The 20,508-nt window shown below is 54.2% G+C and carries 5 protein-coding genes, 5 rRNA genes and 1 other annotated feature; of the genes, 6 read left to right on the plus strand and 4 right to left on the minus strand.

The annotated features are described in order from the left end of the window. Positions 1-21: 21 nt before the first annotated feature. Positions 22-1,740: a hypothetical protein gene (locus N1030_RS17590; protein WP_265826897.1), complete on the plus strand. Its 1,719-nt coding sequence runs from the start codon at positions 22-24 to the stop codon at positions 1,738-1,740. Positions 1,741-1,830: 90 nt separating this feature from the next. On the opposite strand, the gene N1030_RS17595 is transcribed toward N1030_RS17590, so the two are convergent. The 4 genes from N1030_RS17595 to N1030_RS17610 form a co-directional block, all read right to left on the minus strand. Further along, positions 1,831-3,867: a methyl-accepting chemotaxis protein gene (locus tag N1030_RS17595; protein ID WP_338033317.1), complete on the minus strand. Its 2,037-nt coding sequence runs from the start codon at positions 3,865-3,867 to the stop codon at positions 1,831-1,833. 177 nt (positions 3,868-4,044) lie between these two features. Continuing rightward, the gene (locus N1030_RS17600; protein WP_265826900.1) at positions 4,045-4,629 is read right to left on the minus strand and encodes a TetR/AcrR family transcriptional regulator; all 585 of its coding nucleotides are present in this window, start codon (positions 4,627-4,629) and stop codon (positions 4,045-4,047) included. A 278-nt stretch (positions 4,630-4,907) separates the two neighbouring features. Further along, positions 4,908-7,901, minus strand: a complete 2,994-nt coding sequence (locus tag N1030_RS17605) for an ATP-binding protein (RefSeq protein ID WP_265826901.1) — start codon at positions 7,899-7,901, stop codon at positions 4,908-4,910. 147 nt (positions 7,902-8,048) lie between these two features. Then, a complete protein-coding gene (locus tag N1030_RS17610; RefSeq protein ID WP_265826902.1) occupies positions 8,049-8,693 on the minus strand; it encodes a tetratricopeptide repeat protein in 645 nt (214 codons plus the stop codon). Between the two features lie 733 nt (positions 8,694-9,426). Between N1030_RS17610 and N1030_RS17615 the strand changes: the two genes are divergently transcribed. The 5 genes from N1030_RS17615 to N1030_RS17635 all read left to right on the plus strand — a co-directional run bounded on the left by N1030_RS17615 (position 9,427) and on the right by N1030_RS17635 (position 20,327). Then, positions 9,427-10,968: ribosomal RNA gene (locus N1030_RS17615) — 16S ribosomal RNA — on the plus strand. Between the two features lie 175 nt (positions 10,969-11,143). Beyond that, positions 11,144-14,070, plus strand: a 23S ribosomal RNA gene (locus N1030_RS17620). 115 nt (positions 14,071-14,185) lie between these two features. Further along, positions 14,186-14,300 (plus strand): 5S ribosomal RNA (gene rrf, locus N1030_RS17625). 1,383 nt (positions 14,301-15,683) lie between these two features. Then, positions 15,684-17,225 (plus strand): 16S ribosomal RNA (locus tag N1030_RS17630). 175 nt (positions 17,226-17,400) lie between these two features. Next, positions 17,401-20,327, plus strand: a 23S ribosomal RNA gene (locus N1030_RS17635). Together the 16S, 23S and 5S rRNA genes form the textbook arrangement of a ribosomal RNA operon. A gap of 115 nt (positions 20,328-20,442) precedes the next feature. Next, positions 20,443-20,508: a sequence feature (5S ribosomal RNA rRNA prediction is too short), on the plus strand.

Genomic DNA, 20,508 nt, shown 5'->3' on the forward strand with positions numbered 1-20,508 from the left:
GAAAAGAGACAGGAGAGAACAATGGCTTTGCATATCCCCGATTCCGGCGGAAGGAGAAGGGCCGGAGGCCCGGCTGCTGGATCGGATGAGACGGCGACTATTCTGGAGTCTGTGGCACCTCATGAGCTGAGGTCTGCTGCAAGAGGCGATGCCGAGCGTGTGACCGGAGCATTGCGTCGTGCGTTGGAGGCGGAAAATCAATTCCGCAGCATTGTTGACGAAGCGCAGCCGGGGAAGATGCAGGAGGCCGCCTCGCGATTCGGCAAGGTACCGTACTTGGCCCTATCCGGTACGGCAGATCCTGTGGAGCAGGCTGCCATCATCGGGCAGTTGGATCAGGGCATGGCTTTTCATGAAGACCGGCTCGCCATGCGGGCTTTGAAGGACAGGGCGCAGGAGCTTCAGCAACTGCGGGAAGAGCGCATGAGTGGTATGCTGCGCGATGCGGCGGAGGCTGGCGGCATGGCCGGCATGACGCTTTCGCCGGAGCTGCAGCAGCGGGCTTTGCGTCATTTCAGCAATACGCTGCTTTCCATGGAACAGACGTTCCGTTCCACAGGGCAGACGCTTGGTGAGTCCTCCGAAGTGACGGGGCAACGCATCAAGACTACACGCTCCGGCATGACCGGTGCCTTTCTTGCCCGCATGGCTGACGAAAACCCCGTGCATGCCCGTGCGCTGCTTGGGCAGTTGGAAGGGACGCTGGAGGAGAGGGATCTGGACAGATCCAGAGAGGCCGTGAACCGTGCTTTTGAAGACCATGCGTTCTCTACGCTTGAGGAACGTTACAGGCAGGACGGAACGGTGGACTATGACACCGCGTTGCAGAATCTGCTCGATGTGCACGACATGCCGGATCTGGAGGACAGCCATCGGCAGGTTGTTCAGGAACGGCTGGAGGTAGCCAACGCTCGGCAGGCCTACCAGAAGAGCAAGGATGACGAGACGCTGCGGAAGAAGACCTTTGAAGACTTCTATAATGCCGTGGATGGCGGTGATGTGCAGGCTGCGCATAATTTGCTGGATAAGGATACGGTGCTGGGCGATGGCGTGCGCAAGCGTATGCGCGACTCATTGAAAGCGGATAAGTGGGAGACCAGGCCGGACGTTCTGTTCAAGACGGTGGACGATATGCGACGGGGCAAGATTGAGGACGCCTACACGATCATCCCCGGACGGGATTTGTCGCATAGTGATGCCTCAGCCCTGCGGAATCTTCTTCAGAAGCGTGATCCCCGCTCCGATCTTGAGAACAGAATGTTCTATCGCGGCGTGGAAACGGTACTGGAGCGTATGGAAGGGGCGAAACCGGAGCGTAGGGCCGAAGCGGTACGCACCCTGTTCAGTTCGCTGACGGACGCCCGCAACAAGGGAGGTGACCCGATCATGCTGTTCACCCCCGGCAAGGAAGGGAACCTCATCGACAGCATGGTGTGGGGGTATGGAACGGGTACGGTAGATGACCGGAAGGTCATGCCGGAGCATGACGGTACCGAAGGTGGGCGTGAAAACTCCATGCCGCAGTATGGCGGGCCAGCTGATGGCATGGATGAACGTTTCTACCGTGGAGGAGAAAGGAGTGAAGGCTCCCGGGGAAACAATGAAGCGCGGGGATGGGACGACCTTGTATGGAGAGCTGGCGAGGGGGAGGAGGTGAAGGCAGAGTTTCTGCCTGCGTTGCACAACGGTACAGAGCGGAAAGAGAAGCCTGTAGAAATGGCTGGGCACGGGAATGCCTAGCCAAACGTATTGCAGGACTGTCTGCATCCGATAGCTATCGGCAATAATGATGAAGCCCCCGCAACCGGCAGGTTGCGGGGGCTTTGCTTGCTAGTATTTTTCAAACTCGCTGTCGTCAGTATCCATATCCAGACGCAGCTTGGGCTGCCTTACGGGAGCCGGCTGTCTGGCCGCCAGCGCCTTGGGCTTCGGTCTGGCAACATTGGCCTTTACGGAGCGGGCGGCGGGCAGCGCTCTGCGGGTGTCGCCGTCCACCTTGAAAAAGGCGATGGTCTGCTGCAGCTGGATGGCCTGGGCTGACAGCTCTTCAGACGTTGAGGCCATCTCTTCCGAGGCGGAGGCATTCTGCTGAATGATCTGCTCAAGCTGGGAAATCGCCTTGTTCACCTGAAGGGCGCCATTGGCCTGTTCACTCGTACCGGCTGAAATCTCCTGCACCAGTTCTGCAGTGCGCTGTATTTCAGGAACCAGTGCTGTCAGCATGGTGCCAGCCTTTTCCGCAATGCTGACGCTGTTGGAGGAAAGCTCGCTGATTTCAGCTGCGGCGTTGCCGGAGCGTTCGGCCAGTTTACGTACTTCGGCAGCCACAACAGCAAAGCCCTTACCGTGCTCACCGGCGCGGGCGGCTTCAATGGCGGCGTTCAGAGCCAGTAGGTTGGTCTGGCGGGCGATCTCTTCAATAATGGTGATCTTTTCCGCGATGTTTTTCATGGCCGAGACGGTCTGGTTCACAGCCGAACCGCTTTCTGAGGCGCTTGATGCAGCGGTACGGGAAATCCTTTCCGTTTCCGATGCGTTCTCGGCATTCTGGGAGATGTTGGCAGTCATCTCTTCCATGGAAGCAGATATTTCTTCTATGGAAGCGGCCTGTTCGGTTGCTCCCTGTGACAGCGTTTGTGACGTGCCGGAAAGCTCTTCGCTGCCAGCAGCCACGTTTTCCGCTCCGCTTTCGATGGAGGAAGCCACGTCCTGGAGTTTATTAACCATGGAACGCAGGGATTCTGCCAGCATGCCGATTTCGTCTTTCTGGTTCACGTCAAGTGTGGCTGTGAGGTCGCCCGTGGCCACAACTTCGGCAAAGTCCACGCCTTTCTTCAGCGGGCCGATGATGCCGCGCGCGATGATGACGGCGAGCAAAAGTCCCAGCACGACGGCAGCAGAGCCGCTGACAAGCACTACGCTACGAGTCGCTTCAGCGGCATGCAGCATGGTTTCGTCCGTCATGATGTTTTCGGACGTGATGCTCTTGACGTTATTGAGAAGGGTTTGCACCTGCTCAAGAGCCGGCATGGTTTCCGTCACAAAAATATGCTTTGCTTTGTTGAGCCCTTCAGCGCGTTTCACATACTCGTTTATGACGGTATCAAGCTGGCTTATGGTCGCCTCGGCAAACGGGTCCGTTTCCGAATGGTACATGCGTATGGCTTCATCACGATGTCCGGCGGAAAGTAGCCGCCCAAGTTTGGCGCCGCTTTGGTGGAGTTTCTGGTGAGGTTCGTAGATGGGAGAAATCAGTCCTGCAAACTGGATGTCGGCCTTGATCCGGTTCTGGATATCGTCGGAATAGAGCCAACGACCAAGACCACATTGAGTATGGTCCAGCTGAACACTGAGCGTTGTAACGGCGGGGTTGGTAACCGCATCAAGCACAGTCTTCATCCAGACAAGGTGGTCCAGCTTCTTTTCATACATGAAGTTGAGCAGACTCATGTCGGCAGGGAGATATGCCTTCTGAATGGCAATGGCGGACTGGTGCAGGTGTTTATGGGGGGCTTCAATGTCCTTCAGGACAGATGCAAGCTGTGGGACCAGGTGCTCGGCATCCTTGCGGCCCTGCCCGTAATACCATTTCCCGAACCCGCATAATGTAGGATCTGTCTGAACGCTAAGAGTGTGCACTGTATCATCGGAGAGTAGTAGCTGTACTTTTTCAGCCCACTTGAGATGATCAACAGTTTTTTGCACGACATCAGCTTTTAGCTCGTTGCCGTGTATAACCTCTTCGGCATTGCGAACAATAGTTCCTATTCCGATTACGGACCATATTACCAAACCGCTAAGTAACAGGAGGATTGAACCGAAGCCGATACCAAATTTGCCCTTCAATCCGATGTTTTTCCAGTTCACACGCTACTCCTTGCCTTGTAAAATGTATCTGTCGTCCTATATTCCCCCCGGATCGACAGACTTGCCCTGCGATTGATTACTACGCTAAATGTCAACTATCATAAAGAGTAGAAATAACTTTATAATGAAAAAGCGCCGTACATTGCACGGCGCTTTCAACTTGCATTCAGACCAAGTCTACTTGTTGGAAAGCAGTCTGGTGTAACTTTCGATGACGTTTTTGAGGATATCATCAGAAGATTCGATGAATCCGAAATGAACTGCCCTTACAAGACCTACCATGGTGCTCATGAGCATGTCGGCGAATTCCTGTGCGGATACATCGGAGCGGATGGTGCCTTCCTTCTTTCCTTCCTCGATGGCTTCCTTCAGGTAGTTGGTGACGTAGCTGTAGATTTCCTTGATCTGGAGGAACACGTCGTCATGGCGCTGACCATAGCGGGTGGGCGCATCGCGGAAGATAAGGCTGAACTCCATGTTGTTCTTCTTGACGAACACGTAGAAGGACTTGATGACGGATTCCAGCTTTTCAAGGGCGTTTTCAGGGCCACGAACCTCAAGGTACTTTTCGATATCGCTGATAAGCTGGGTCTTCACGTTGTTGATGAGGGTGAAGAAGATATCGTCCTTGGTCTGGAAATGACGGAAGATGGTGCCTTCGGCAACCCCTGCCTCTTTGGCCAGAAGGCTGGTGGGGGTGTTGTTGAAACCGCGCTCGGCGAAAAGGCGAGCGGCTGTTTCCAGTATTACATCGCGTTTCATGTTCTATCCCTTATATGGCTTGCCCGTCTTCAAGGTGAGACAGGCTGATGGATCGTGCTCGTGTATAGTATTGCAGTTGTTATATCAGGTAGCGGTGGACTATTAATTTTAAGTGTTCACTCACGCAGTTTGGATACCCCTATCGTTTCGCCTTGTCAACGTTACGAAGGGCAAAAATCAAGCAGTGTCCTATGTAAGCGGGTGAATGCGCAAAGGGGCCAATCGCCCAGTGGCGAAGCCACGGGCGGTGTTGGCCTGTTTGAGCAGGCAGGTCTACCTTACCGGATGTTGCGGTCTTCCGATGCGGACATGGCCTTGTGCATGCGATAGATGTCCGTAAGCGCGCGGTTGTTACGCTGTGCCATGTTCTCGAGTTCGGGCAGCAGGTTCAGTATGGCATCAAGGTCGTCAGCAAGCGCGGCTCTCTCGACACAGCGGGCCATACGTTCAAGAACGCGCAGGCCGAAGCTGGAGGCAGTGCCTGCCAGACGCCCGGCAGCTTCCTGAACGCCCAAGGGGCTGCCGTTGCGCACACTTCTGTGCGCATCGGCCAGAGCTTCATCTATACTTTCCAGCAGTCCTGGTACAAGCGGCAGCAGGCTGGAATCCAGCGTAGGCATGTCACCTTCCGTCCGCACTGCGATCTCCGGTTCCGGAGCGGGGCTGGGGGGGGGGGCGGGTGCAGGGGCTGGGACCGGCTTTTGCAAAAGGGCAGCAGGGAGCGTTTGCTCTTCCTGCGGAAGGCGATCTGAGCCTGTTTCCGCATCGGAATGATACAGCACAGTGTTCTGGTGCAGGGCTTCCGCGGGAGCAGCCTTTTTTTGCGGGGCGACTCCGATCCTTTCTATGGTTGTATGTCCGGTGACGAGAGAATCGTCCGTTTCTTCTGCGGCGGTTGCAGGTGGTGCAAGGCGGGTAACCACCTCAAGAAGACGCATGCGTGACAGCGGCTTCAGAAGGGTTGCCGTACAACCGGCTTCAAGCATGCGCGCGCTTTCCTCGGGGCGGGCGGCAAGCGCCAGAATGGGGGCGGCACTGAGTCCTTGCTGCGATTCGATGGTTCGGATGGCCTGCACGGCATGCGTACCGCCAAGGCCGGGCATGTCGGCATCAATCAGCACCATGCCGTAAGGCTGATTCTGGTACCGCTCTATGGCTTCTTCACCGGTTCGGGCTTCTTCAAGCACGTACGGTAACCCTTCAAGGAAGAAGCGCACGAGCTGTCTGTTGCTGGCCACATCATCTGCGACAAGAATACGATTTGCCTGTGGTTTTGGCGGCTTGCTGAAGGGGGAATAGGCGCTGAACTCATCTTCTCGTGCCATTGAAGCGATCTGCACGTCTCCCGGCAAGGGGAGCAGGCGTACGGTGAAGCTTACCTCGGTACCATGGCTGGGACTGGATTGCAGGCAGATATGACCGCCCATCAATCCGATGAGGTCTCTGGCAATGGTGAGGCCGAGGCCGGAACCGCTGTATCTTCCGGTTCCGGAATCCGGACTGAGGCAGAACTCTTCAAATACGGCATATTGATTCTGTAGCGGAATGCTGATGCCGTTGTCCTTGATGGTGAAGAGCAGATAGCCTGCATTGGTGCTTTCCGGTACGCGTGAGACCTTGAAGCTTACCGTTCCTCTGTCCGAAAAGCGCACGGCGTTGCCGAGCAGATTGAGCAGTACCTGCAACAGACGGTCGGCATCACCGCTGTATTTCACATGTAAATGGGGTTCCATGTACCATGAAAGGTTCAGCCCTTTCTGTTCTGCAAGCGGCAGTATGATGTCATGTGCTTCAACAAGAATGTGCTGCAGGTCAAAGGGCCTCTGTTTCAGGTGCATGCGCCCTTTGCTTATGCGGTTGGCATCAAGCAGGTCGTTTATCAGGGTGGAAAGGTTGCCTGCCGCTGCCTGCATAGTCCGTACTTTTTTCATGGCATCAGCATCAAGAGGAGCAAGACTCAGCGTTTCTGCCGCGTTGCATATGGCATGCAGGGGGGTGCGCAGGTCGTGGCTGACTCTGGCTACCAACTCCTGAGATGCTGCACCTGGTGCATTTTTCTGGGTGGGAGGGGTCTGCCTGGAGGTATCTGGAGAGCGTTTGACCAGAGGCAGGGAGACAAGCGGAGTGAGAATAAGCAGTCCCAGCGCAGCACCTGCAAAGGGAATCATGGCTGCAAGTCGTGCGGATTCAGGCGAGGACACGGGGGCAAATACTGTAAAGGCACCTGAGGCCGTGATGAGACAGGCGAGCAGATAACGTTTGGCGCCTGGTAGCTTGGCGTGGCTGCATTGCAGTGCCGGAATGGCGGTGGGGAGTGCCAGAACAGGCCATAGCGGCAGCAGACGGACAAGGCTGCTGCATCCGGGAATGAGCGGAGCTACAGCAAGGACGGCACCGAACACAGAGAGGCCGCGTAACGTTGCATCAACAGAGGGCTTCTTGTCCCACGTATTGAGAATGTGTCTGCCCACATGTGGCAGAAGCACGAGTGCAAGCCCGGGCGTGAGAAAAGCCCATGCGGAGGAAAAAGGGAGGCCGCCTGCGGGGGCTGGGGGCGGGCCGGACGCGCTATGCAGCAGCATCAGGCCGCCGTAAAGACCGAGCCAGAAGCGGCTTTCGCCGCGTCCCATGGCGAACATCAGGAAATTTAGCATGACAAGACCTGCGACCAGCCCCGTGATTCCCTCCATGTAGGAAGGGGCGTGGCGCAGCGGTGCACTGGCCTTGCGGAGTTGCAATGAAGGGTAGAACCATAAGCCGGTCGGACCCGCGATGCGTACATAGCAAGTAACTGTTCCATCGGGGGGGACAGGAAGAGGAAACTGGGCGGGGCCTGCTGCGGAAAGGGACTGCCAGCCTGTGGGCCAGGCTGAACTTTCGTCCGCGTAATGGGGGACGAAAAGCTGCACTCCGCCGGGTTGGGCAGAGCCAAGATCAAGAACCGGGTAGAGCATCTCCTCACTCAGTCGGCCGGTTTTGTCGGCTTCCAGCGTCAGTCGCAACCAACTTGCCGCAGTGCCTCCGGAAACGTTGCGGAAGGCAAGCGGCGTGAATTTTTGTATGTAAGCGGCAGAGGCTACCTGCTCAATGGTCAGTTGACCGTGCGGGTCTTCAAGAGCGTCGATGTGAGGGCGTAAAGGAAGGGAACTCATGACGACGGAAAGTGGAACAGCAGGCGAGCTGGCGCCAAATGCCGTGCAATATGACATCGCGCAAAACAGTATGATGATAAGAATGCGGAAGCTCTGTCGGGCCGCTACTGATACAGTCATGAAGTCCTCGATACAGGTCATGGAGAGAATTTATTTGTTTTTATGGGGAACTGGAGTTTTTGTCCATCTGCTTGGACATAAGCTCCGCTGCCAGAATGAAATAACCGCCCTGCGGGGCAGGGCGGCTGTCATCGGGCGGTTATGCAGCTATTTGGAATGCTGCTTGATCAGTTCCGTAATGGGCATGCCATTGGGGGCCTTGGCATTGGGATTGATGGCGAGAAGTTCCTGCCATGCGGCGATGGCGGCTTCCTTCTGCTTCAGGTCATGCATGAGTACGATTCCCTTGTTGAATCGGGACTGTTCATGCTTGGGATCAAGTGCGGATGCTTTGCCGAATTGCTCAAGGGCCTTCTCAGGCTCTCCGTTGCGGCGGTACATGACGCCAAGGTCGGTCAGCACATTGGCGTTGCCGGGAGCAAGTTCAAGTGCCTTGGTATATGCGGCGATGGCCGGCTTGGGCTTGTCGCTGTCAAAATAGGCATGGCCAAGATGTATCCAGGCTTCCACATTAGCGGGGTCTTCGCGGGTGATTTTTTCATACTTCAGAATCTGCGCGGCAAGTCCGGGGTCAACCTGAGGTTGCTGGGTTTGCTGTGCGGGCGCAGCCTGTTGTTGGGACTGCACAACATGTGTTGGCGTTGGGGTATATATTGTCGTGAGAAGGTTGCCCAGATACAGACCGAGAACCAGCGCGATGCCGACGGAGACATACAAGGTTCCCTTGCTGACGTAACGGCCTTCCTGAACCTGACGTGCTATTTCCTGCATTTCCTGCTTGCTAAGAGACATGTGGTTTCCTTCAGTGATGTATGCGATGTTCAAGAGTGGAGGGGCGTTGCCCGCAGAAATTGCCCATCGGCAGCGTAGGGTGTTGCGCCAACCGAACGACAATTTACATATATGCCAAGCCTAGTTGGAAGACAAACCCGAAGATTAGGTAAAACTTTTGAGTATGTTCAGTAGTCATTTCGGTGGATTATGGTGATGATTTCAGAAAATACGAAAAACCTTGTTGACGACAGGGCGGGATTTGCATAGATACAGCCTCCCTGCTGCGGCAGGGACAGTTCTTTCACAGCACGAGTTCTTCTATCTCCCTTGCATATAAGGTAATCGGTCGAATGATCGGTTCCGGCAGAGCGAAGTGGGGCACCTGAAAAAGTTTGAAAAACAGCTTGACGGTGAACGCGAAGCTCTGTTGAAGCTGCCTCTCGCTTTGGCGAGAAGTTCTTTCACAAGCGCAAGGGCGTCACATCCGGGTTTCACCCCGACCGCATGAGTCATTCTTGAGAATGCCTCATGAAGCCGCAAGGTTCAGGTCGAGAGGCTGAAACGGCTTCAAAAAAAGTTGAAAAAAGATGTTGACGGGGCGACGAGGAAGTGACATAAGCACCCCTCGCCGCTACGGAAAACGCCGTGCGGAACTTGAGGTTCTTTGACAATTAAATAGCGAGTTGGACAGAAAGATATCAGCTAGCGTGATTAAGGGAATTAGCCCCCTTGATCATGAAGACACAGATTTAAACTGGAGAGTTTGATTCTGGCTCAGATTGAACGCTGGCGGCGTGCCTAACACATGCAAGTCGAACGAGAAAGTTCCTTCGGGAATGAGTACAGTGGCGCACGGGTGAGTAACGCGTGGATTATCTACCTATGGGTCTGGAATAACAGTTGGAAACGACTGATAATACTGGATAATATGGCAACGTTAAAGGTGGCCTCTGCTTGCATGCTACTGCCCATAGATGAGTCCGCGTCTCATTAGCTAGACGGTAGGGTAACGGCCTACCGTGGCAACGATGAGTAGCAGGCCTGAGAGGGTGGCCTGCCACACTGGGACTGGAACACGGCCCAGACTCCTACGGGAGGCAGCAGTGGGGAATATTGCGCAATGGGGGAAACCCTGACGCAGCGACGCCGCGTGGAGGATGAAGGTTTTCGGATCGTAAACTCCTGTCAGAAGGGAAGAACCCTGCGAAGAATAATACGCTTCGCAGCTGACGGTACCTTCAGAGGAAGCACCGGCTAATTCCGTGCCAGCAGCCGCGGTAATACGGAAGGTGCAAGCGTTAATCGGAATCACTGGGCGTAAAGCGCTCGTAGGTTGCTTTGTAAGTCAGGTGTGAAAGCCCACGGCTCAACCGTGGAATTGCACTTGATACTGCATTGCTAGAGTTCGGGAGAGGGTAGTGGAATTCCAGGTGTAGGAGTGAAATCCGTAGAGATCTGGAGGAACACCAGTGGCGAAGGCGACTACCTGGACCGATACTGACACTGAGGAGCGAAAGCGTGGGGAGCAAACAGGATTAGATACCCTGGTAGTCCACGCTGTAAACGATGGATACTAGGTGTCGGGGGCTTGACCTTCGGTGCCGTAGCTAACGCGTTAAGTATCCCGCCTGGGGAGTACGGTCGCAAGGCTGAAACTCAAAGAAATTGACGGGGGCCCGCACAAGCGGTGGAGTATGTGGTTTAATTCGATGCAACGCGAAGAACCTTACCTAGGCTTGACATCCCTGGAACCTTCCCGAAAAGGAAGGGTGCTCTTCGGAGAACCAGGAGACAGGTGCTGCATGGCTGTCGTCAGCTCGTGCCGTGAGGTGTTGGGTTAAGTCCCGCAACGAGCGCAACCCCTATTCTTAGTTGCCATCAGGTGATGCTGGGCACTCTAGGGAGACTGCCCGGGTTAACCGGGAGGAAGGTGGGGACGACGTCAAGTCATCATGGCCCTTACGCCTAGGGCTACACACGTACTACAATGGCGCGTACAAAGGGCAGCGATACCGTGAGGTGGAGCCAATCCCAAAAAGCGCGTCTCAGTCCGGATAGGAGTCTGCAACTCGACTCCTTGAAGTCGGAATCGCTAGTAATCCCAGATCAGCATGCTGGGGTGAATGCGTTCCCGGGCCTTGTACACACCGCCCGTCACACCACGAAAGTTGGTTCTACCCGACATCGGTGAGCTAACCCGCAAGGGAGGCAGCCGCCTACGGTAGGGCTAATGATTGGGGTGAAGTCGTAACAAGGTAGCCGTAGGGGAACCTGCGGCTGGATCACCTCCTTTAAGGAAATTTGTCCAACTCGCTATTTAATTGCAAGGAGCTTCACGCTCTTTGACAAGTGAATGGTTGGTAGCACGCACCACGCAAGTGATGCATGTACTCCAAGTATACACTTGGCTGAGGCTTTTGTGCCTCTGCTCATTGACAATCGATAGGGACGGAAAGGAAGTCTAAGAAAAATAAGTTATTAAGGGCATTTGGTGGATGCCTTGGTGCCAGAAGGCGATGAAAGACGTGGTAGGCTGCGATAAGCAGCGGGGAGGAGCCAAACATCCTTTGATCCGCTGATCTCTGAATGGGGAAACCCAACCGGAGTCATGTCCGGTTATCCTTGAGCTGAATACATAGGCTCTTGGAGGCGAACCCGGGGAAGTGAAACATCTCAGTACCCGGAGGAGAAGAAATCAAACGAGACTCCCTCAGTAGCGGCGAGCGAACGGGGATTAGCCCAAACCGGCTGGTTTCGACCAGTCGGGGTTGTAGGGCGGCCATCATCGATCTGTTAGTAAATAGGGGAACGAGCTGGGAAGCTCGGCCATAGAGGGTGAAAGCCCCGTACCTGAAGTTGAACACAGCGTAGGCCGTACCTGAGTACTGCGGGACACGTGAAACCCCGTGGGAATCTGGGAGGACCATCTTCCAAGGCTAAGTACTCTCTGGCGACCGATAGTGTACCAGTACCGTGAGGGAAAGGTGAAAAGAACCCCTGTTAGGGGAGTGAAATAGAACCTGAAACCATTTGCCTACAAGCTGTGGGAGCATCCTTGAGATGTGACCGCGTGCCTTTTGCATAATGAGTCAGCGAGTTACTCTACAGTGCAAGGTTAAGCGAAAGTGGAGCCGTAGCGAAAGCGAGTCTGATAAGGGCGACAAGTACTGTGGAGTAGACCCGAAACCGGGTGATCTATCTATGAGCAGGTTGAAGCTCAGGTAAAACTGAGTGGAGGACCGAACCAGTATCGGTTGAAAACGATTTGGATGACTTGTGGATAGGGGTGAAAGGCCAATCAAACCCGGTGATAGCTGGTTCTCTCCGAAATATATTGAGGTATAGCCTCGAGGGAGTTTAGCGGGGGTAGAGCACTGACAGGGCTAGGGGGCTCACCAGCTTACCAAACCCTATCAAACTCCGAATACCGCATAAATGCTCCTCGGGAGTCAGACTGCGACTGAGAAGGGCCGTAGTCGAGAGGGAAAGAGCCCAGACCGACAGCTAAGGTCTCCAAATCCATGCTCAGTGGAAAAGGTGGTGGAATTTCACAGACAGCCAGGAGGTTGGCTTAGAAGCAGCCATCCTTTAAAGAAAGCGTAATAGCTCACTGGTCTAGAGATTCTGCGCCGAAAATGTAACGGGGCTAAGCATGGTACCGAAGCTTCGGACTTGATTTATCAAGTGGTAGGAGAGCGTTCTCTACTGGTTGAAGGTGTGTCGTAAGGCTAACTGGACGGTAGAGAAGTGATTATGCTGACATGAGTAACGATAAAACAGGTGAAAAACCTGTTCGCCGTAAGCCCAAGGTTTCCCGGGTAAAGGTAATCTTCCCGGGGTTAGTCGGCCCCTAAGGTGAGGCAGAAATGCGTAACCGATGGGAAACGGGTTAATATTCCCGTACCTGTGTGAATGTGCGATGGAGGGACGGAGAAGGATACGCAGGCCAGCTGTTGGATTAGCTGGTGCAAGTGTGTAGGCTTGGAAGATAGGCAAATCCGTCTTCCTTATGGCTGAGACACGATGCGGTGGCCGTATGGCCGTAAGCTGCCGAGTCCATGCTTCCAAGAAAAGCTTCTAAGTTTAGTTCACGCAGACCGTACCGCAAACCAACTCAGGTGGGCGGGATGAGTAATCCAAGGCGCTCGAGAGAACTCTGGTTAAGGAACTCGGCAAAATGACCCCGTAACTTCGGGATAAGGGGTGCTCTTTAGTGTGTCTGATTTACTCGTACAGCACTGAAGAGCCGCAGAGAAATGGCGGTGGCGACTGTTTACTAAAAACATAGGTCTCTGCTAAGTCGTAAGACGATGTATAGGGACTGACACCTGCCCGGTGCCGGAAGGTTAAGAGGAGAGGTCAGCGCAAGCGAAGCTTTGAATCGAAGCCCCGGTAAACGGCGGCCGTAACTATAACGGTCCTAAGGTAGCGAAATTCCTTGTCGGGTAAGTTCCGACCTGCACGAATGGTGTAACGATCTCCGCACTGTCTCAACCAGAGACTCGGTGAAATTGAAGTCGCGGTGAAAATGCCGTGTACCCGCAGCAAGACGGAAAGACCCTGTGCACCTTTACTATAGCTTGACATTGGGTTTTGGGTTGGCATGTGTAGGATAGGTGGGAGGCTTTGAAGCGTGCACGCCAGTGTGTGTGGAGCCATCCTTGAAATACCACCCTTGCCAATCTAAGGCTCTAATCCGACGCCGTTATCCGGCTCGGAGACAGTGTCTGGTGGGTAGTTTGACTGGGGCGGTCGCCTCCTAAAGAGTAACGGAGGCATGCAAAGGTTCCCTCAGGCTGATTGGAAACCAGCCGTTGAGTGCAAACGCATAAGGGAGCTTGACTGCAAGACAGACATGTCGAGCAGGGACGAAAGTCGGTGTTAGTGATCCGGTGGTTCCGAGTGGAAGGGCCATCGCTCATTGGATAAAAGGTACGCCGGGGATAACAGGCTGATCGCGCCCAAGAGTTCACATCGACGGCGCGGTTTGGCACCTCGATGTCGGCTCATCACATCCTGGGGCTGAAGCAGGTCCCAAGGGTACGGCTGTTCGCCGTTTAAAGTGGTACGCGAGCTGGGTTTAAAACGTCGTGAGACAGTTTGGTCCCTATCTGCTGTGGGCGTAGGAGACTTGAAAGGGCCTGCCCCTAGTACGAGAGGACCGGGGTGGACGAACCTCTAGTGGACCTGTTGTCGTGCCAACGGCATAGCAGGGTAGCTACGTTCGGAAGGGATAAACGCTGAAAGCATCTAAGCGTGAAGCCTGCCTTGAGATAAGGTCTCCCTCTCGCAAGAGCTAAAGGACCCAGGTAGACCACCTGGTTGATAGGCCGGAGGTGTAAGTGCAGCGATGCATTCAGCTTACCGGTACTAATAGTCCGTGCGCCTTATTTTTCTACTAAAATCTTCCTTTCCTCCCTATTTGATTCAAATTTTGGGTCAAGTCGCCGATGTGGCAACGGGGTAAATACCGTTCGCCTTCCCGACAGACGCAGACCCGAGAACTTTGTCTTGGTGGCCATGGAGGCGGGGGTACACCCGATCCCATTCCGAACTCGGAAGTTAAGCCCGCCATCGCCGATGATACTGCCAGGGAGCTGGTGGGAAAGTAGGCCGCCGCCAAGACTTATTTCCAGAACGAAAAACTCCGGTAACCGATGAGGGCCGGAGTTTTTCTGTTTTGGGGATAGTGCGTTATCCTTCCATCCTTTCCTCTTATTCCTTCCTATTCCTTTTACCTTTGTCATGCATTGTGTATAGGGCCTTGGTCTGTGCTGGCTTGATTGGGCTTTCATCGACTACATTGAGTCTTAGCTCGTATTGCCCGTTGCCGCCTTCCGCGGGACCAGAAGGGCCTCAGCCGGGCGGTGCCCGCCCTCAGCAAGGCCCCTCTGGACTCCCCTGCCTCGCCCCAGCTGTCCGTTGAAAGGGCACCCATCCCGCCGAGGAAGCGAAGCGCTTCCAATCGGCCTCACGTTGTGTTTGGGGGGGGAAAGCAAGGGGCATTTTCCTTTCATTGCTTTCCCCTTGAGTGAATAGGACCTTGGTCTGTGCTGGCTTGATTGGGCTTTCATCGACTACAATAAGCACGGTGCAGTCTATCCCGTTGTTGCCTCCGGCGGCCAGAAGGGCCTCAGCCGGGCGGTGCCCGCCCTCAGCAAGGCCCCTCTGGACTCCCCTGCCTCGCCCAGGCTGTCCGCTGAAAGGGCACCCATCCAGCCGTGGAAGCGAAGCGCTTCCAATCGGCCTCACGTTTTGTGAGGGGAGCAGGGGCATTTTCCTCTCTTCGCTTTCCCTTTGAATGTGTCTGGGGCGGTTCTGTCTGCTTGCGATGGCGGAGGTAGGGAGAACTCCTGTGAAGTTTCATGTTGGAGATATCGTACACGCGTCACAACCAGCCCTCATTATCTCGGGTTTATTGGGCATTCCTAACAGTCTGAATTGTTGAAGTATTTCACGGGTGGATCTGTGTTTCTGATTCATTTTTCAAAACCTCATTGACAGTATCAGCGCTTTTACGTAAACACTCCTTCCCTGCTGCGGCAGGGACAGTTCTTTCACAGCACGAATTCTTCTATCTCCCTTGCATATAAGGTAATCGGTCGAATGATCGATTCCGGCAGAGCAGAGCGGGACACCTGAGAAAAGTTTGAAAAACAGCTTGACGGTGAACGCGAAGCTCTGTAGAAGCTGCCTCTCGCTTCGGCGAGAAGTTCTTTTACAAACGCAAGGGCGTCACATCCGGGTTTCACCCCGACCGCATGAGTCAATCTTGAGAATGCCTCATGAAGCCGCAAGGTTCAGGTCGAGCGGCTGAAACGGCTTCAAAAAAAGTTGAAAAAAGATGTTGACGGGGCGACGAGGAAGTGACATAAGCACCCCTCGCCGCTACGGAAAACGCCGTGCGGAAATTGAGGTTCTTTGACAATTAAATAGCGAGTTGGACAGAAAGATATCAGCTAGCGTGATTAAGGGAATTAGCCCCCTTGATCATGAAGACACAGATTTAAACTGGAGAGTTTGATTCTGGCTCAGATTGAACGCTGGCGGCGTGCCTAACACATGCAAGTCGAACGAGAAAGTTCCTTCGGGAATGAGTACAGTGGCGCACGGGTGAGTAACGCGTGGATTATCTACCTATGGGTCTGGAATAACAGTTGGAAACGACTGATAATACTGGATAATATGGCAACGTTAAAGGTGGCCTCTGCTTGCATGCTACTGCCCATAGATGAGTCCGCGTCTCATTAGCTAGACGGTAGGGTAACGGCCTACCGTGGCAACGATGAGTAGCAGGCCTGAGAGGGTGGCCTGCCACACTGGGACTGGAACACGGCCCAGACTCCTACGGGAGGCAGCAGTGGGGAATATTGCGCAATGGGGGAAACCCTGACGCAGCGACGCCGCGTGGAGGATGAAGGTTTTCGGATCGTAAACTCCTGTCAGAAGGGAAGAACCCTGCGAAGAATAATACGCTTCGCAGCTGACGGTACCTTCAGAGGAAGCACCGGCTAATTCCGTGCCAGCAGCCGCGGTAATACGGAAGGTGCAAGCGTTAATCGGAATCACTGGGCGTAAAGCGCTCGTAGGTTGCTTTGTAAGTCAGGTGTGAAAGCCCACGGCTCAACCGTGGAATTGCACTTGATACTGCATTGCTAGAGTTCGGGAGAGGGTAGTGGAATTCCAGGTGTAGGAGTGAAATCCGTAGAGATCTGGAGGAACACCAGTGGCGAAGGCGACTACCTGGACCGATACTGACACTGAGGAGCGAAAGCGTGGGGAGCAAACAGGATTAGATACCCTGGTAGTCCACGCTGTAAACGATGGATACTAGGTGTCGGGGGCTTGACCTTCGGTGCCGTAGCTAACGCGTTAAGTATCCCGCCTGGGGAGTACGGTCGCAAGGCTGAAACTCAAAGAAATTGACGGGGGCCCGCACAAGCGGTGGAGTATGTGGTTTAATTCGATGCAACGCGAAGAACCTTACCTAGGCTTGACATCCCTGGAACCTTCCCGAAAAGGAAGGGTGCTCTTCGGAGAACCAGGAGACAGGTGCTGCATGGCTGTCGTCAGCTCGTGCCGTGAGGTGTTGGGTTAAGTCCCGCAACGAGCGCAACCCCTATTCTTAGTTGCCATCAGGTGATGCTGGGCACTCTAGGGAGACTGCCCGGGTTAACCGGGAGGAAGGTGGGGACGACGTCAAGTCATCATGGCCCTTACGCCTAGGGCTACACACGTACTACAATGGCGCGTACAAAGGGCAGCGATACCGTGAGGTGGAGCCAATCCCAAAAAGCGCGTCTCAGTCCGGATAGGAGTCTGCAACTCGACTCCTTGAAGTCGGAATCGCTAGTAATCCCAGATCAGCATGCTGGGGTGAATGCGTTCCCGGGCCTTGTACACACCGCCCGTCACACCACGAAAGTTGGTTCTACCCGACATCGGTGAGCTAACCCGCAAGGGAGGCAGCCGCCTACGGTAGGGCTAATGATTGGGGTGAAGTCGTAACAAGGTAGCCGTAGGGGAACCTGCGGCTGGATCACCTCCTTTAAGGAAATTTGTCCAACTCGCTATTTAATTGCAAGGAGCTTCACGCTCTTTGACAAGTGAATGGTTGGTAGCACGCACCACGCAAGTGATGCATGTACTCCAAGTATACACTTGGCTGAGGCTTTTGTGCCTCTGCTCATTGACAATCGATAGGGACGGAAAGGAAGTCTAAGAAAAATAAGTTATTAAGGGCATTTGGTGGATGCCTTGGTGCCAGAAGGCGATGAAAGACGTGGTAGGCTGCGATAAGCAGCGGGGAGGAGCCAAACATCCTTTGATCCGCTGATCTCTGAATGGGGAAACCCAACCGGAGTCATGTCCGGTTATCCTTGAGCTGAATACATAGGCTCTTGGAGGCGAACCCGGGGAAGTGAAACATCTCAGTACCCGGAGGAGAAGAAATCAAACGAGACTCCCTCAGTAGCGGCGAGCGAACGGGGATTAGCCCAAACCGGCTGGTTTCGACCAGTCGGGGTTGTAGGGCGGCCATCATCGATCTGTTAGTAAATAGGGGAACGAGCTGGGAAGCTCGGCCATAGAGGGTGAAAGCCCCGTACCTGAAGTTGAACACAGCGTAGGCCGTACCTGAGTACTGCGGGACACGTGAAACCCCGTGGGAATCTGGGAGGACCATCTTCCAAGGCTAAGTACTCTCTGGCGACCGATAGTGTACCAGTACCGTGAGGGAAAGGTGAAAAGAACCCCTGTTAGGGGAGTGAAATAGAACCTGAAACCATTTGCCTACAAGCTGTGGGAGCATCCTTGAGATGTGACCGCGTGCCTTTTGCATAATGAGTCAGCGAGTTACTCTACAGTGCAAGGTTAAGCGAAAGTGGAGCCGTAGCGAAAGCGAGTCTGATAAGGGCGACAAGTACTGTGGAGTAGACCCGAAACCGGGTGATCTATCTATGAGCAGGTTGAAGCTCAGGTAAAACTGAGTGGAGGACCGAACCAGTATCGGTTGAAAACGATTTGGATGACTTGTGGATAGGGGTGAAAGGCCAATCAAACCCGGTGATAGCTGGTTCTCTCCGAAATATATTGAGGTATAGCCTCGAGGGAGTTTAGCGGGGGTAGAGCACTGACAGGGCTAGGGGGCTCACCAGCTTACCAAACCCTATCAAACTCCGAATACCGCATAAATGCTCCTCGGGAGTCAGACTGCGACTGAGAAGGGCCGTAGTCGAGAGGGAAAGAGCCCAGACCGACAGCTAAGGTCTCCAAATCCATGCTCAGTGGAAAAGGTGGTGGAATTTCACAGACAGCCAGGAGGTTGGCTTAGAAGCAGCCATCCTTTAAAGAAAGCGTAATAGCTCACTGGTCTAGAGATTCTGCGCCGAAAATGTAACGGGGCTAAGCATGGTACCGAAGCTTCGGACTTGATTTATCAAGTGGTAGGAGAGCGTTCTCTACTGGTTGAAGGTGTGTCGTAAGGCTAACTGGACGGTAGAGAAGTGATTATGCTGACATGAGTAACGATAAAACAGGTGAAAAACCTGTTCGCCGTAAGCCCAAGGTTTCCCGGGTAAAGGTAATCTTCCCGGGGTTAGTCGGCCCCTAAGGTGAGGCAGAAATGCGTAACCGATGGGAAACGGGTTAATATTCCCGTACCTGTGTGAATGTGCGATGGAGGGACGGAGAAGGATACGCAGGCCAGCTGTTGGATTAGCTGGTGCAAGTGTGTAGGCTTGGAAGATAGGCAAATCCGTCTTCCTTATGGCTGAGACACGATGCGGTGGCCGTATGGCCGTAAGCTGCCGAGTCCATGCTTCCAAGAAAAGCTTCTAAGTTTAGTTCACGCAGACCGTACCGCAAACCAACTCAGGTGGGCGGGATGAGTAATCCAAGGCGCTCGAGAGAACTCTGGTTAAGGAACTCGGCAAAATGACCCCGTAACTTCGGGATAAGGGGTGCTCTTTAGTGTGTCTGATTTACTCGTACAGCACTGAAGAGCCGCAGAGAAATGGCGGTGGCGACTGTTTACTAAAAACATAGGTCTCTGCTAAGTCGTAAGACGATGTATAGGGACTGACACCTGCCCGGTGCCGGAAGGTTAAGAGGAGAGGTCAGCGCAAGCGAAGCTTTGAATCGAAGCCCCGGTAAACGGCGGCCGTAACTATAACGGTCCTAAGGTAGCGAAATTCCTTGTCGGGTAAGTTCCGACCTGCACGAATGGTGTAACGATCTCCGCACTGTCTCAACCAGAGACTCGGTGAAATTGAAGTCGCGGTGAAAATGCCGTGTACCCGCAGCAAGACGGAAAGACCCTGTGCACCTTTACTATAGCTTGACATTGGGTTTTGGGTTGGCATGTGTAGGATAGGTGGGAGGCTTTGAAGCGTGCACGCCAGTGTGTGTGGAGCCATCCTTGAAATACCACCCTTGCCAATCTAAGGCTCTAATCCGACGCCGTTATCCGGCTCGGAGACAGTGTCTGGTGGGTAGTTTGACTGGGGCGGTCGCCTCCTAAAGAGTAACGGAGGCATGCAAAGGTTCCCTCAGGCTGATTGGAAACCAGCCGTTGAGTGCAAACGCATAAGGGAGCTTGACTGCAAGACAGACATGTCGAGCAGGGACGAAAGTCGGTGTTAGTGATCCGGTGGTTCCGAGTGGAAGGGCCATCGCTCATTGGATAAAAGGTACGCCGGGGATAACAGGCTGATCGCGCCCAAGAGTTCACATCGACGGCGCGGTTTGGCACCTCGATGTCGGCTCATCACATCCTGGGGCTGAAGCAGGTCCCAAGGGTACGGCTGTTCGCCGTTTAAAGTGGTACGCGAGCTGGGTTTAAAACGTCGTGAGACAGTTTGGTCCCTATCTGCTGTGGGCGTAGGAGACTTGAAAGGGCCTGCCCCTAGTACGAGAGGACCGGGGTGGACGAACCTCTAGTGGACCTGTTGTCGTGCCAACGGCATAGCAGGGTAGCTACGTTCGGAAGGGATAAACGCTGAAAGCATCTAAGCGTGAAGCCTGCCTTGAGATAAGGTCTCCCTCTCGCAAGAGCTAAAGGACCCAGGTAGACCACCTGGTTGATAGGCCGGAGGTGTAAGTGCAGCGATGCATTCAGCTTACCGGTACTAATAGTCCGTGCGCCTTATTTTTCTACTAAAATCTTCCTTTCCTCCCTATTTGATTCAAATTTTGGGTCAAGTCGCCGATGTGGCAACGGGGTAAATACCGTTCGCCTTCCCGACAGACGCAGACCCGAGAACTTTGTCTTGGTGGCCATGGAGGCGGGGGTACACCCGATCCCATTCCGAACTCGGAAGTTAAGCCCGCCATC

This window comes from Desulfovibrio mangrovi (assembly GCF_026230175.1).
Classification (GTDB): Bacteria; Desulfobacterota; Desulfovibrionia; order Desulfovibrionales; family Desulfovibrionaceae; genus Halodesulfovibrio; species Halodesulfovibrio mangrovi.

Coding starts and splice junctions, on each gene's coding strand:
- N1030_RS17590 (WP_265826897.1), top strand. CDS start 22: ATGGCTTTGCATATCCCCGATTCCGGCGGAAGGAGAAGGGCCGGAGGC.
- N1030_RS17600 (WP_265826900.1), bottom strand. CDS start 4,629: ATGAAACGCGATGTAATACTGGAAACAGCCGCTCGCCTTTTCGCCGAG.
- N1030_RS17605 (WP_265826901.1), bottom strand. CDS start 7,901: ATGACTGTATCAGTAGCGGCCCGACAGAGCTTCCGCATTCTTATCATC.
- N1030_RS17610 (WP_265826902.1), bottom strand. CDS start 8,693: ATGTCTCTTAGCAAGCAGGAAATGCAGGAAATAGCACGTCAGGTTCAG.